General features: G+C 73.4%; 9 protein-coding genes. 4 read left to right on the top strand and 5 right to left on the bottom strand.

The window, feature by feature from the left end:
- The first annotated feature begins 393 nt into the window (after positions 1-393).
- Positions 394-2694, top strand: coding sequence for an ATP-binding protein (locus KGD84_RS13490; protein ID WP_220560676.1), 2301 nt, complete (start codon positions 394-396; stop codon positions 2692-2694).
- Positions 2695-2807: 113 nt separating this feature from the next.
- Here the strand turns inward: KGD84_RS13490 and KGD84_RS13485 are convergent, their stop codons facing one another.
- The 5 genes from KGD84_RS13485 to ispH are packed head-to-tail and all read right to left on the bottom strand — an operon-like array spanning position 2808 to position 8895.
- Positions 2808-3767: a prenyltransferase gene (locus KGD84_RS13485; protein ID WP_220560675.1), complete on the bottom strand. Its 960-nt coding sequence runs from the start codon at positions 3765-3767 to the stop codon at positions 2808-2810.
- A 42-nt stretch (positions 3768-3809) separates the two neighbouring features.
- Entirely contained in the window at positions 3810-4967 is a 1158-nt protein-coding gene (ispG, locus tag KGD84_RS13480) for a flavodoxin-dependent (E)-4-hydroxy-3-methylbut-2-enyl-diphosphate synthase (protein ID WP_220560674.1), read from the bottom strand.
- Positions 4964-6820, bottom strand: coding sequence for a 1-deoxy-D-xylulose-5-phosphate synthase (locus KGD84_RS13475; protein ID WP_220560673.1), 1857 nt, complete (start codon positions 6818-6820; stop codon positions 4964-4966). The genes ispG and KGD84_RS13475 overlap by 4 nt, the downstream gene beginning before the upstream one ends.
- A 49-nt stretch (positions 6821-6869) precedes the next feature.
- The gene (locus KGD84_RS13470) at positions 6870-7916 is read right to left on the bottom strand and encodes a polyprenyl synthetase family protein (RefSeq protein ID WP_220560671.1); all 1047 of its coding nucleotides are present in this window, start codon (positions 7914-7916) and stop codon (positions 6870-6872) included.
- Between the two features lie 28 nt (positions 7917-7944).
- On the bottom strand, positions 7945-8895 hold the full coding sequence (gene ispH / locus KGD84_RS13465) for a 4-hydroxy-3-methylbut-2-enyl diphosphate reductase (protein ID WP_220560670.1): 951 nt from the start codon (positions 8893-8895) through the stop codon (positions 7945-7947).
- A gap of 431 nt (positions 8896-9326) precedes the next feature.
- Here ispH and KGD84_RS13460 point away from each other — a divergent pair, with 431 nt between their 5' ends.
- Genes KGD84_RS13460 through KGD84_RS13450 form a run of 3 tightly spaced genes read left to right on the top strand, consistent with a single transcriptional unit; the run spans position 9327 to position 12508 of the window.
- Complete coding sequence (locus KGD84_RS13460; protein ID WP_255646514.1) at positions 9327-10466, top strand: IS701 family transposase; 1140 nt, start codon at positions 9327-9329, stop codon at positions 10464-10466.
- Positions 10467-10525: 59 nt separating this feature from the next.
- Positions 10526-11701: a 3-deoxy-7-phosphoheptulonate synthase gene (locus KGD84_RS13455; protein ID WP_220560668.1), complete on the top strand. Its 1176-nt coding sequence runs from the start codon at positions 10526-10528 to the stop codon at positions 11699-11701.
- A 24-nt stretch (positions 11702-11725) separates the two neighbouring features.
- Entirely contained in the window at positions 11726-12508 is a 783-nt protein-coding gene (locus KGD84_RS13450; RefSeq protein WP_220560667.1) for a 2,3-dihydro-2,3-dihydroxybenzoate dehydrogenase, read from the top strand.
- Positions 12509-12557 lie beyond the last annotated feature (49 nt).

Raw genomic sequence — 12557 nt, 5'->3', positions numbered from 1 at the left:
ACAAATGAATTATCCCGGCGCCCGGCCGCACGGGGGAAATGGAGAACCTTGGCACAGAACCGTCCTTACCGCTATGCTCGGTGACCGGGTGTACTCGAGAGTACACAGAACACGACACCGGACACCGGCCCGCAGCCCGGGGATTCCCGTACAACGGGGGCCGCCGCCAGCAGAGCACGAGACGACCACCCCCCTGACCCCGGCGCAGTGCGCAATGCACATCACCGATCGGACCACGGCACCGGAAGACGATTGAGCATGTCGCATTCATTGCCGCGCACCATGGGTTATGTAACCGCCCCGTACCGTACATCCTGGAACCATTTCTCCACCCCTCTCATCGGCCGCGAGGCGGAACTCGACCGGTTGGGGAAGTGGCTTTCGGACCCCGCAGTGCGCATTCTGACCATCACCGGCCCCGTGGGCGTGGGCAAGAGCCGGCTGGCCGCCGCGGCCCTGGAGAAGGTCGCGGAGACCTTCACGGCCGGAACGAAGATCATCGAACTCGACGTGGTGTGCCCGGAGATCGGAGGACTCAACTACGGCAAGTCCGCGGACGTCCCCCTGGAGGAGGTCGAGTCCGCCCTGGTCGACGTCCTCCCCTCCCCCGTGGCCGGGGCCCCACCGACGGGAGAGGGGAGGTCGCTGCTGATCCTCGACGGATGCGAGCAGATCCTCCCCCAACTCCGGGAGGCCCTCCCTCCCCTGCTCGCCGCCCGCCCGGGGACGACCGTCCTGGTCACCGGGCCGACGCCCATCGGAGCCTACGGGGAGGCCGTCCTGCGCCTGGCTCCGTTACCCACCCCGGAGGCCGGCAACGGGGAGGAGTGGACCGACTCCCGGTCCCTGCCCTCCGTCCGGCTGTTCCTGCGGCGGGTCCAGGCGATCCGCCCGATATTCGAGTTCACCCCCGAGAACCACGAGGCGGTGATGCTCCTGTGCCAGAGGACCGACGGCCTGCCCCTGGCCATCGAGCTCGCCGCGGCGCGGATGAAGTTCTGCTCCGCGCGCGAGGTCCTGGACGGCCTGGAGGAGGACCTGGGGACCCTCTCCGGCGAGCACGGGGAGACCCTCTCCCGGCACACCGGTGTACAGGAGGCCATCGCCTGGGCCCTGCGCCAGATCACACCGCAGGAGCGGGCGCTGCTCGAACACCTCGCGGTCTTCCACTCCAAGGTCGACGTCCCGGCGGCCGTCGCCATCTCCGGCACCGGCGCGGACGAGACGGAGAAGCACCTGGCGCGCCTGGTGAACGTCAGCCTCCTCGACGCGGTCGAGGAGTCCGACGGCCAGATCGTCTTCCGCCTCCTGGGCCTGACCCGGCAGTTCCTCCTGGAGAGCATGCGCGCCGAGGGCCGGCTGGACGGCGCGCGCCGCGCCCACGCCGCGTACTTCGCGCGGTGGGCGCTCTTCCTGTGCGACCCGGCCACGCGCTGGAACCGCCCGCGCCGCTCCCAGGGGGTGTACCGCCGCCAGGCGGACCTCCTGGCGGCCATGGAGTTCCTGCTGGAGGAGGACCCCCTCACCGCCACCGACCTGGCCACCACCCTGGGGCTGTACGGGCACCAGGACATGGTCCGGGTCGCGGCCGTCCTGCGCGACGCGCTACGGGAGGGCCTGCTCCCGGAGCGGCGGGCCCGGGAGGCCCGTTCGGCCCTGGGCCGGCTGTCGGTCCTCCTGGGGCGGTACGAGGAGGCGGAGGAGCTGCTGACCGCCGCCCGCCGCGAGCACGGCGCCTCCGGGAATGTCATCGCCATGGCCGTCGACACCCGCTGGGCCGGGGTCCTCGCGCTCCAGCGCAGCTCCCCGCGCGAGGCCGAGGCCCTGCTCCGGGAGGCCGACGCCCACCTGTCGAGGTCCGGGGCCGAGGACGAGCGGTCGGGCGTGCTGCGCGACCTGGCCGAGGCCCTGATCGCGCGGGGGGAGCACCGGGCGGCCCGCAAGACCGCGGAGGCGTCCTTCTACATGGCCGAGCGGGTGGGCCACAAGGTCGGCGCGGCGGTGGCCGAGGCCGTCTTCTCCACCGCGATGCTCTGCGGGGGCCGCCCCGAGGACGAGCAGGAGGCCGAGGAGTGCCTCGAATCCTCGATCCGCTGCCTGGCCGGGTGGAACTGCCTGCCGGCGCTGATCCCCGCGCTGGAGCGTGTGGCGGTGCTGCGCGCGTGGACCGCGCGCGGGCAGCGCGAGCCGCTGCGCCAGGCCGTGCTCATCGCCTCGGCGATGGCCGCCCGGCGCGCGGAGACCGGCTACGCCTCCCTGGCACCGCTGGCCGGAGAGGTGGAGCGGTCGTTGGACCAGGCCCGGAGCGCCCTCGGGGAACGGGCGTTCATGGAGTGCTGGTCCACCGGCCAGGGCCTGGACGTCAGGACGGTGGTGGCCGAGGCGCTCACACCGCTCCACACCACCGACGCCCCGGCCGCGGACACCGGCCCGGCGCAGCCCGCGGGCATCACCGGGACCCCGCTGACCGCGCGGGAGCTCCAGGTGGCCGAACTGGTGGCGCAGGGCGACACCAACCACCGGATCGCCAACCGGCTGGGGATCTCCAAATGGACCGCGATCAACCATCTGCGCAACGTCATGCGCAAGCTGGAGATGTCCTCCCGGGCCGAGGTGGCCGGCTGGTTCGAGAAGACCCGGCGCGAGCACGGGATCGCGGCGGGCGGCAGGCCGGGCCACGGCTCCAGGGAGTGACGGGGGACGGGCGGCCGCCCATGGGAGTGGGTGCTCCCCGCGGGGAGCACCGGCCGTCCCCGTCCCCCGGGCGGCGGGCCCCTTCCCCTCGGGGGAGGGGCCCGCCGCCCGCCTCACAGGACGGCTTCGAGCACGTTGAACAGCAGCAGGCAGGCCACCACCGTCCGGAAGGCCCAGATGCCCCGGCTCCGCGCGACCAGCGGGTCGCCGGTGCGCAGGAACCCGGCGTACTGGCGCACCCGCAGGACCACGAAGGGCGCCAGGACGAGGAGGAAGGTCCAGGGCAGGGCGCCCACGGCCACCGGGACCACGATCACCGCGAGGTTCACGCAGGTCAGCACGGCCAGGAACACCTTGTTCCCGAACTCGGAGGTGAGCACGGCGACGGTGCGGCGGCCCGCCTCGGCGTCGCCGCGCACGTCGTTGGTGTTGGAGTAGCCGGCGATCAGGAGCTGTCCGAAGCCGAACAGCAAGCCCTGGACCAGCACCATCAGCGGGAGCTGCCCGGTCACCAGCCCGTAGGGGGCGATCAGGAACGCCGCTGCGGAGAACAGGAGCACCGCCTCACCGAGCCCGTAGTAGCTGAACTTCAGCCCCCAGGAGTACTGCACGCTCAGGAACGCCAGCAGGGCCATGGTGACGATCACCCACGGCTCGCCGGGGGCGTACAGCAGCGCGGCCGCCCACCACAGGACCCCCCAGACCAGGCCCGCGAGGCCGAAGGCGCGCGCGTCGCGGACGGTGATCTCACCGGTGAGGAGGGGCTTGCGGGACAGGGGCCGGAGCTGGCCGCTGGGCGTCTCCACGTAGTTCGCGGTGTCGCTGCCGTCCTGCGCCCCGGTGACGTCGTCCAGGGTCATGACGGCCGCCAGCACGCCGAGCATCCCCAGGGCGAAGAACAGCAGTGCGAGGGGGGTGGTGCCGGACACGAGCGCGGCGGGTCCGAGCAGGGTGGCGACGATGACGAGCGCGAGGAAGAAGTCGATGACGAACTTGTACTTGACGAGCCGCGCGTAGCGGCCGACGGCGTGGAGGGGACCGCGCGCGGTCCGGGGAGGGGAGGTCGTGGACATGGGTCCTCCTGGACGTGTCGGGGAAAGGGGGGACGGGGGCTTTCAGCCTGCGACGGCGACGGTGGGCTCGCCCGGCTCGACCCCGGCCTCGCCCATCTCCTCGGCGATCCGCATGGCCTCCTCGATCAGCGTCTCCACGATCTTGGACTCCGGCACCGTCTTGATCACCTCGCCCTTGACGAAGATCTGCCCCTTGCCATTGCCCGAGGCCACCCCCAGATCCGCCTCACGGGCCTCACCCGGACCGTTGACCACACACCCCATCACCGCCACCCGCAGCGGCACCTCCAGGCCCTCCAGACCGGCGGTGACCTCCTCCGCCAGCGTGTACACATCCACCTGCGCCCGCCCGCAACTGGGGCAGGACACGATCTCCAGGCCCCGCTCGCGCAGGCCCAGCGACTCCAGGATCTGCGTGCCGACCTTGACCTCCTCCGCCGGCGGCGCCGACAGCGACACCCGGATGGTGTCCCCGATGCCCTCCGCGAGCAGGGCGCCGAACGCCACCGCGGACTTGATGGTGCCCTGGAAGGCGGGGCCGGCCTCGGTGACCCCCAGGTGCAGCGGGTAGTCGCACGCCGAGGCGAGCTGGCGGTAGGCGTTGACCATGACCACCGGGTCGTTGTGCTTGACCGAGATCTTGATGTCGCGGAAGCCGTGCTCCTCGAACAGGGAGCACTCCCACAGGGCGGACTCCACCAGCGCCTCGGGGGTGGCTTTGCCGTACTTGGCGAGCAGCCGCTTGTCCAGGGACCCGGCGTTGACGCCGATGCGGATCGGCACCCCCGCCTCGCCGGCGGCCTTGGCGATCTCGGCGACCTTGTCGTCGAACTTCTTGATGTTGCCGGGGTTGACGCGCACCGCGGCGCAGCCGGCGTCGATGGCCTGGAACACGTACTTGGGCTGGAAGTGGATGTCGGCGATCACCGGGATCTGCGACTTCTTCGCGATGATCGGCAGGGCGTCGGCGTCGTCGTTGGTGGGCACCGCGACCCGGACGATCTGGCAGCCCGAGGCGGTCAGCTCCGCGATCTGCTGCAGGGTCGCGTTGATGTCGGAGGTGCGGGTGGTGGTCATGGACTGCACGGACACCGGCGCGTCCCCGCCCACGGGGACGTTGCCGACCATGATCTGCCGGGTCTTGCGCCGGGTCGCCAGCGGGCGCGGCGGGGTGGCGGGAATGCCGAGATCGACGGTCACGAGTCCGTCCCTCCGTTGGGGCGCGCGTCGTGCGCCAGGCGGTACAGGCCCTCGTCGATGGGGTCCGGGGCCGGCCGCGGCCCGGTGAGGGCGTCGGACTCGGCCAGCGCCTCGACCGCGGCCAGGGTGATGTCGCGGACGTCCAGCCCGCAGCCGGACAGCACCTCGGCCCGGTTCCCGTGCTCCAGGAACCTGCGCGGGATGCCGAACTCCCGGAACGGGGTGGGGACCCGGGCGTCGCGCAGGGCCTGGGCGATGGTGGACCCGATGCCGCCCACCCGGCTGTTGTCCTCGATGCTGATGACGGTCCGGTGCCTGCGGGCGATGTCGGCCAGCCCGGGGTTGACCGGGGAGACCCAGCGGGGGTCGACCACGGTGACGCCGATCCCCTGCTCCCGGATGCCCTCGGCCACGCTCAGGGACACCCCGGCCAGCGCGCCGATGGAGACGATGAGGACGTCCAGGGAGCCGGACCGGTGCAGGACGTCCATACCGGTGAAGCGGGCCTCGGTGGGGATGTCGCGGCCGGCCGCCCCCTTGGGGAAGCGCACCAGGGTGGGCCCGTCCTTCCAGGCGACCGCCTCCCGCAGGAGCTCGCGCAGCCGGGTGGCGTCCCGGGGGGCCGCGATGCGCAGCCCCGGGACCACCTGGAGCACCGACATGTCCCACATGCCGTTGTGGCTGGGCCCGTCGTCGCCGGTGACCCCGGACCTGTCGAGCACGAAGGTGACCGCCCGGCGGTGCAGGGCGACGTCCATGAGGAGCTGGTCGAAGGCGCGGTTGACGAAGGTGGAGTAGACGGCCACCACCGGGTGGACGCCGCCCATCGCCAGCCCCGCCGCCATGGTGACGGCGTGCTGTTCGGCGATCCCCACGTCGATGACGCGCTCGGGCAGCCGCTCGTACAGCGGGAGCAGGCCCGTGGGCTCCAGCATCGCGGCGGTGATCGCCACGACGTCCGGGCGCTCCTGCGCGATCCCGACCATCTCCCGGCCGAACACCGAGGTGAACGAGGGACCGGAGGGGGACGCGAGGGGGAGGCCGGTCTCCGGGTCCATGGGCTTGATCGCGTGCCCGCGGTCGAGGTCGTCCGTCTCGGTGTGGACGAACCCCTTCCCCTTCTCGGTGACGACGTGGACCAGGACCGGTCCGGGCTCCCCCTTGGCCCGGGTCAGGGCCTCCCGCAGGGCGGAGATGTCGTGGCCGTCCACGGGGCCGAGGTAGGCCAGCCCGAACTGCTCGAACACGTTGCGCCCGTCGGCCCCCGCGCGCAGCTCCCTGAAGTGCTCGGCCAGGCCGCCCTCGGTGGGGGCGTAGGAGCGCCCGTTGTCGTTGAGGACGATGACGAGCGGCCGGTCGGGGCCGCCGGAGATGTTGTTGACGGCCTCCCAGGCCATGCCGCCCGTCATGGCGCCGTCGCCGATGATCGCGACCACGGAGCGGTCGGTGACCCCGTTGTGGGCGTCGGCGCGGGCCAGCCCGTCGGCGTAGGACAGCGCCGTGGAGGCGTGGGAGTTCTCCACCAGGTCGTGGTCGGACTCGGTGCGGGAGGGGTAGCCGGACAGCCCGCCGGAACGGCGCAGCCGGTCGAAGCCGTCGCGGCGTCCGGTGAGGATCTTGTGCACGTACGCCTGGTGGCCGGTGTCCCACAGCAGGCGGTCGTGCGGGGAATCGAAGACCGTGTGCAGAGCGATCGTCAGCTCGACCACACCGAGGTTGGGGCCCAGGTGGCCGCCCGACCTGGAGACCCGGTCGATCAGGAATCCGCGGATCTCTCCGGCGAGTTCGCGGAGTTCGTCGGTGGTGAACCCGCGCAGCCGCGCGGGTCCGTCCACTCGTTCCAGCAAGGTCATGTGCTCTCCTCGGGCCGCTGGCACGGCCGTGGTGGTGGAAGGGTGCGGGTCACCTGCCGCGGTAGGCGACCTCGTAGGCCATGGCGGTGAGCTCCTCCTGCCAGGGGGCGGGCAGTCCGGAGTCCTCCAGCGCTTCGAGCGCGCGGGCGACGAGTGTGCCGATGCGCTCCTCCATCTCGTGGCCGATCCCGATCTCGTCGAGGCGGTCGCGCAGGGCCGGGACGTCCCAGACCGGGCACTCCACGAGGGCGCGCACCCGGTCGTCGGCGCGCACCGCCAGGGCCAGGAGCAGGGTCATCTTGTGCTGTTCCAGGTCCAGTCCGACCGGCTTGCCGGCGACCGCCCCGTCACCGAACGCGTCGATCATGTCGTCCCGGAGCTGGAAGGCCTCCCCCAGCGCCTCCCCGTAGCCCTCGAACACGGGGGCGAGGTCGGGGCGGCCCGCCAGTGCGGCGCCCAGGGCCAGGGGGCGGTGGATGCTGTAGCGGCCGGACTTGCACACGGCGATCCAGCGGGAGAGGTCGGGGTCGACCACCGCCTCGGCGGCGACGGCGACGTCCAGGTGCTGGCCGATGACGATCTCGGTCAGCAGCTCGTTCCACAGCGGACGGCAGTGCGGGGGCAGGTCCGCGGTCAGGCGGTCGGCGAGGATGTCGGCGAGGTCCCCGGCCAGGATCGCCACACCCTCCCCGTAGCGGCGGGCCTCCCCGTGCCAGCCGCGCGCGGCGTGGTCGGCGGCGCGGCGGGCGTGCACGGCGGGCGCTCCGCGGCGGGTGTCCGCCGCGTCCAGGACGTCGTCGTGGATGAGCGCGCCGACGTGGACGAGCTCCAGGGCGGCGGCGCAGTCGACGACGGTGCCGGCCCCGGGGTCGCCGCCCGCGGCCAGGTAGCCGGTGAGGCAGAAGGAGGGGCGCAGGCGCTTGCCGCCCGCGCGGACCAGGGCGGCGACGTCGTCGACGGGGACAGCGCCCCGGGTGTCGACGCGCGACCACCTTCGGTGCTCCTCGGCCAGGAGGCCGTCCAGGCGTTCTTCGACCAGGGCCAGGAGCCCGGTGCGCAGGGCCCGGGGGGCGGTGCGGACCGCGGGGACCGTCATGGGGATTCCTCCACTTCTCGATGCCGGGTCACGCCGTGGGCGCGGAGCGGGCGAGCTTGGCCGGCGGGGAGAAGACGACGTCCTCGCGGGCGACGCTCTCCAGTTCCACGTGTTCGAAGCCGTGGCCGGCCAGCTCCTCCAGCAGCTGGTCGACCAGGATGTCGGGGGCGCTGGCGCCCGCGCTGATCCCCACGGTGCTCACGCCCTCCAGCCAGTCGGACGAGAACTCGCCCACGTCGGGCACCAGGTGGGCGTCGACGCCCATGCCGCGGGCGACCTCGACCATGCGGACCGAGTTGCTGGAGTTGCGGGACCCGACCACCATCACCAGGTCGCTGCGCGGGGCGATCGCCTTGATCCCGTCCTGCCGGTTCTGGCTGGCGTAGCAGATGTCGCTGGTGCCCGGCCCGCGCAGGTCGGTGAAGCGGTCCTTGAGCACGCCGATGATGTCCCGGGTCTCGTCCACGGACAGCGTGGTCTGGGTGAGGTAGGCCAGCGGGGTGTCGGCGGGCAGGTCCAGCCGTTCGGCGTCCCGGACCGTCTCGACGATGATCGTGCGGTCGGGCGCGTGCCCGTAGGTGCCCTCGACCTCCTCGTGGTCGGCGTGGCCGATGAGCAGAAGGGTGCGTTCGTCGCGGGCGAACCGTACGGCCTCCTGGTGGACCTTCGAGACCAGGGGGCAGGTGGCGTCCAGGACGTCCAGGCTCCGCTGGTCGGCGCGGCGGCGCACCTCGGGGGACACGCCGTGGGCGGAGAAGACGCAGACGGCGCCCTCGGGGACCTCCGTCTCCGAATCGACGAAAACCGCTCCCCGCTGTTTCAGCACGCGAACGACGTAATGGTTGTGCACGATTTCCTTACGCACGTACACCGGCGCCCCGTACTGCTCCAGGGCGAGTTCGATGATGGATATCGCCCGCCTGACCCCGGCGCAGAAACCGCGCGGCTCGGCAAGAATTACCTTCTTTTTCTGGGACATCTGGCCCTCTTCCGATTCCGGTGGCGGGAGGCCGCTCGCACCCGGGCCCGACGGGGAAGCGGATCCGATCCCGACGGTCAGCGTTCCTCACTCTGCTGACGCCCGCCGGGACCGTCAACCCCGGGAAGGGCGTACCGGCAAGAAATAGCCATGCATGGCTAGATGCTGTCCCACACGTTATTGCCGCCTGTTTGCCATTCACATGTCAGGAACCCGACTCCTAGCTTTGGTCCGAGCACGTCGACCCGATGACCATTCGCCGAATAAAGCAGGCACAGCCGGCTCGAACGGACCGGAGAATCCGTGTGAACACAGCGATCGAACATCCGAAGAGCAAGGTCCCGGCGCCCCGGCCGGCGCACCGCGTCCGACCGGCGGCCCTTCCGGGCGTCCCCGCGGGGCCGGCCGGCGCACCGCCCGACGAGGAAGGGGTGCTCGGCGCCCTGACCGAGAAGCTGTTCGTCTCGCTGGCCCGCAGCGACCAGCGCAGGAAGGGGTCGGACTACCTGCGCGGCCTGCTGTCCACCCCCGGGCGCAAGTCGATCCGCAACATGGCGTCACTGATCGGCGATTCGGCCACCGGCCAGGGCCTGCACCACTTCATCTGCAACTCCACCTGGGACTGGACCCCCGTCCGCCGGGCGCTGGCCGCCCATCTGCTGCGGACGGCACCGCCGGTCGCGTGGGTGGTGCGCCCGCTCACCATCCCCAAGGTGGGGCGGCACTCGGTGGGGGTGGGCCGCTACTTCTCCTCCGCCGAGGGCCAGATGATCACCGCCCAGCGGGCGATCGGCGTGTGGATGGCGTCCGACCGCGTCAGCGTGCCGGTCGAGTGGCGGCTCCACCTCTCCGAGCCCCCGCGGACCGCGCTGGACTGCGGCGGCGTCCGGATCCCGGCGCGGCCCGACCCGGGCCTGCTGGCGGAGCACGCCGCCCAGGCGTGCCTGGCCGTGGCCTCCTGGGGGGCGCCCGTCCGGCCGGCGGTCCTGGACCTGGACGGGGCCGACCCCCTCCCCGCGCTCGAACGGCTGCGCGCCGCCGGCCTGCACGCGGTGGCGCGGGTGCCCGAGGACGTGGAGCTGCGGGTGGAGGAGCCCGCGCTGACCGGCCACCACGGCCGGACCCTGCCCGCGGGGAGCATCATGCGCGCCTCCCGCGAACTGCGCCGCCCGGTGATCCGGGGCACGGGCGGCGGACCGCGCCCCGTGCGCAGGCCGCCGCTGATGGCCACGGTGCGGGTCGGCCGCCCGGTCCCGGGGCCCGCGGACCCCGCGGGCACCGCCCCCGGCGGGGGCCTGACCCTGGTCGGCCTGGGCCCCGGCGGCCCCGACTGGCCCGGCGAGCTGTGGCTGACCACCTACCCGGCGGACCGGGCGGCGATGGCCGTCTCCCGCTCCGCCGACCTGGTCGACCGCGTCGGCCGCTCCCTGGCCTCGGTCGGGGACCGCGTGGGCGTGCGCGACTACGCGGGCCGCTCCTTCAACGGCTGGCACCGGCACATCACCCTGGCGTCGGCCGCCTACGCCGTCGCCGAACTGGCCGGGAACGCGGGGGCACCGCACCGACCGTGAGAAGCGAACACCCGCCCCCCGGCCCGGCAGACCCCCGTCCCCGCCACGTGGAGCGCTCCGTGTACACCCCGCAGCAGGATCCTCCCGTCCCCTCCGCCCCGCAGCAGCCCGACTGGTCCGCGGACCCCCGGCTGCCGACCGCCCGGCGGATACTCGCCGGGCGTCCGCCGCTGGTCCGCGTCGAGGACGCCGACCGGCTGCGCGCCCGCCTCGCGCGGGTCGCGGCGGGCGAGGACCTCATGGTGGTGGCCGGCGACTGCGCCGAGGACCCCGCCGAGTGCACGGCCCCCGACGCCGCGGCCAAGACGGCACTGGTCGGGGCCCTGGCGGACGTGGTGGAGGAGAACACCGGCAGGCCGGTCGTCCGGCTGGCGCGCATCGCGGGCCAGTTCGCCAAACCGCGCTCCGAACCCTTCGAGCGGGTGGGCGGCCTGCTCCTGCCCGTATACCGGGGACACCTGGTCAACGCGCCCGAGCCCGTGGCGGAGCTGCGCGCCCCGGACCCGACGCGCCTGCTGGCGGGGTACGACGCCGCCCGCACCCTGATGGGGCACCTGGGCTGGTCCCCGGGGACGGGCCGCCCGCGGCCGGCGGCACCGGTGTGGACGGCGCACGAGGCCCTCCTCCTCGACTACGAGGCCCCCCTGCTGCGCCGGGCGCCGGACGGCCGACTCTTCCTGTCGTCCACCCACTGGCCGTGGATCGGGGACCGCACCCGGGACCCGCGCGGGGCGCACGTCGACCTGCTGGCCCGGGTGGCCAACCCCGTCGCCTGCAAGGTCGGCCCGTCCGCGGACCCCGGCGAGCTGCTGCGGGTGTGCGAACGCCTCGACCCGGACCGCACCCCGGGCCGCCTCACGCTCATCGCCCGTATGGGCGCCGACGCCGTCGGGTCCCTGCTCCCGCCGCTGGTCGCGGCGGTGCGCGGCGCGGGCCACCCGGTCATCTGGATGTCCGACCCCATGCACGGCAACACCGTCAAGACGCCGTCGGGGCTCAAGACGCGCTACCTGGAGGCGATCGTCCGCGAGGTCCGGGGGTTCGGGGCGGCGGTCCGGTCCGCCGGCGGGACCGCCGGCGGCCTGCACCTGGAGACGACCCCCGACGCGGTCACCGAGTGCGTGCCCGACCGGCGCCACGACGAGCGCGTGGCCGACAAGTACACCAGCCTGTGCGACCCCAGGCTCAACCCGGACCAGGCCGTCGCCGTCGCCTCGGCCTGGTCCGCCCGATGAACGCCCCCGAGCGAGGAGACGGCGATGCAGGACATGAAGGACGAAGTGGTGCTGGTGACCGGCGCCGCGAGCGGCATCGGCGCGGCCGTGGCACGGGGCGCAGCGGAGCGGGGGGCCGCGGTGGCGGTCTTCGACCGCGACCCCGCGGCCCTGGACTCGGTCGCCGGGAGCCTGGCCGACGCGGGCCTGGACGTCGCCGCGGTCGCGGGCGACGTGCGCTCGCCCGACGACGCCCGGCGGGCGGTGGAGGCCGTGCGGGACCGGTGGGGGCCGCCGGACCACCTGGTGAACGCGGCCGGGATCATGCGCCCGGGCCCCGCCCGGGACCTGTCCGAGGCCGACTGGGACGAGAGCCTGGACGTCAACGCCAAGGGCGTGTTCGTCATGTCCCGGGCCGTCGTCGGTGACATGGTCGCCCGCTCGCGCGGCTCCATCGTCACGGTGGCCTCCAACGCCGCCGGCACCGCCCGCGCCGGGATGGCGGCCTATGCCGCGTCCAAGGCCGCGGCCGAGATGTTCACCAAGTGCCTGGGGCTGGAGGTGGCCGGGCACGGCGTCCGCTGCAACGTCGTGGCGCCGGGGTCCACCGACACCCCCATGCTGCGCGCCCTGTGGCGGGCCTCGGGCGCCGACCCCCGGGGCACGCTCGACGGCACCCCGGAGGCGTACCGGGTGGGCATCCCGCTGCGGCGGATCGCCTCCCCCGACGACATCGCCGACTCGGTGCTCTTCCTGCTGTCCGACCGGGCGGCGCACATCACCATGCACACCCTGACCGTCGACGGCGGAGCCACCCTGGGCACCTGAACCGCCGCCCGGGCGCGGCGGCGCGCCCGCCGGAGAAGGACACCCGACC

The organism is Nocardiopsis changdeensis, assembly GCF_018316655.1.
Taxonomy (GTDB): Bacteria; Actinomycetota; Actinomycetes; order Streptosporangiales; family Streptosporangiaceae; genus Nocardiopsis; species Nocardiopsis changdeensis.
Note: the sequence above shows the minus strand (reverse complement) of the source record. Positions and strands in the feature narration are given on the sequence as shown.

Bases quoted from the DNA above. Each gene is read 5' to 3' on its own strand.
- KGD84_RS13485 (WP_220560675.1), bottom strand. From the start codon at position 3,767: ATGTCCACGACCTCCCCTCCCCGGACCGCGCGCGGTCCCCTCCACGCC.
- KGD84_RS13475 (WP_220560673.1), bottom strand. From the start codon at position 6,820: ATGACCTTGCTGGAACGAGTGGACGGACCCGCGCGGCTGCGCGGGTTC.
- KGD84_RS13470 (WP_220560671.1), bottom strand. From the start codon at position 7,916: ATGACGGTCCCCGCGGTCCGCACCGCCCCCCGGGCCCTGCGCACCGGG.
- ispH (WP_220560670.1), bottom strand. From the start codon at position 8,895: ATGTCCCAGAAAAAGAAGGTAATTCTTGCCGAGCCGCGCGGTTTCTGC.
- KGD84_RS13450 (WP_220560667.1), top strand. From the start codon at position 11,726: ATGCAGGACATGAAGGACGAAGTGGTGCTGGTGACCGGCGCCGCGAGC.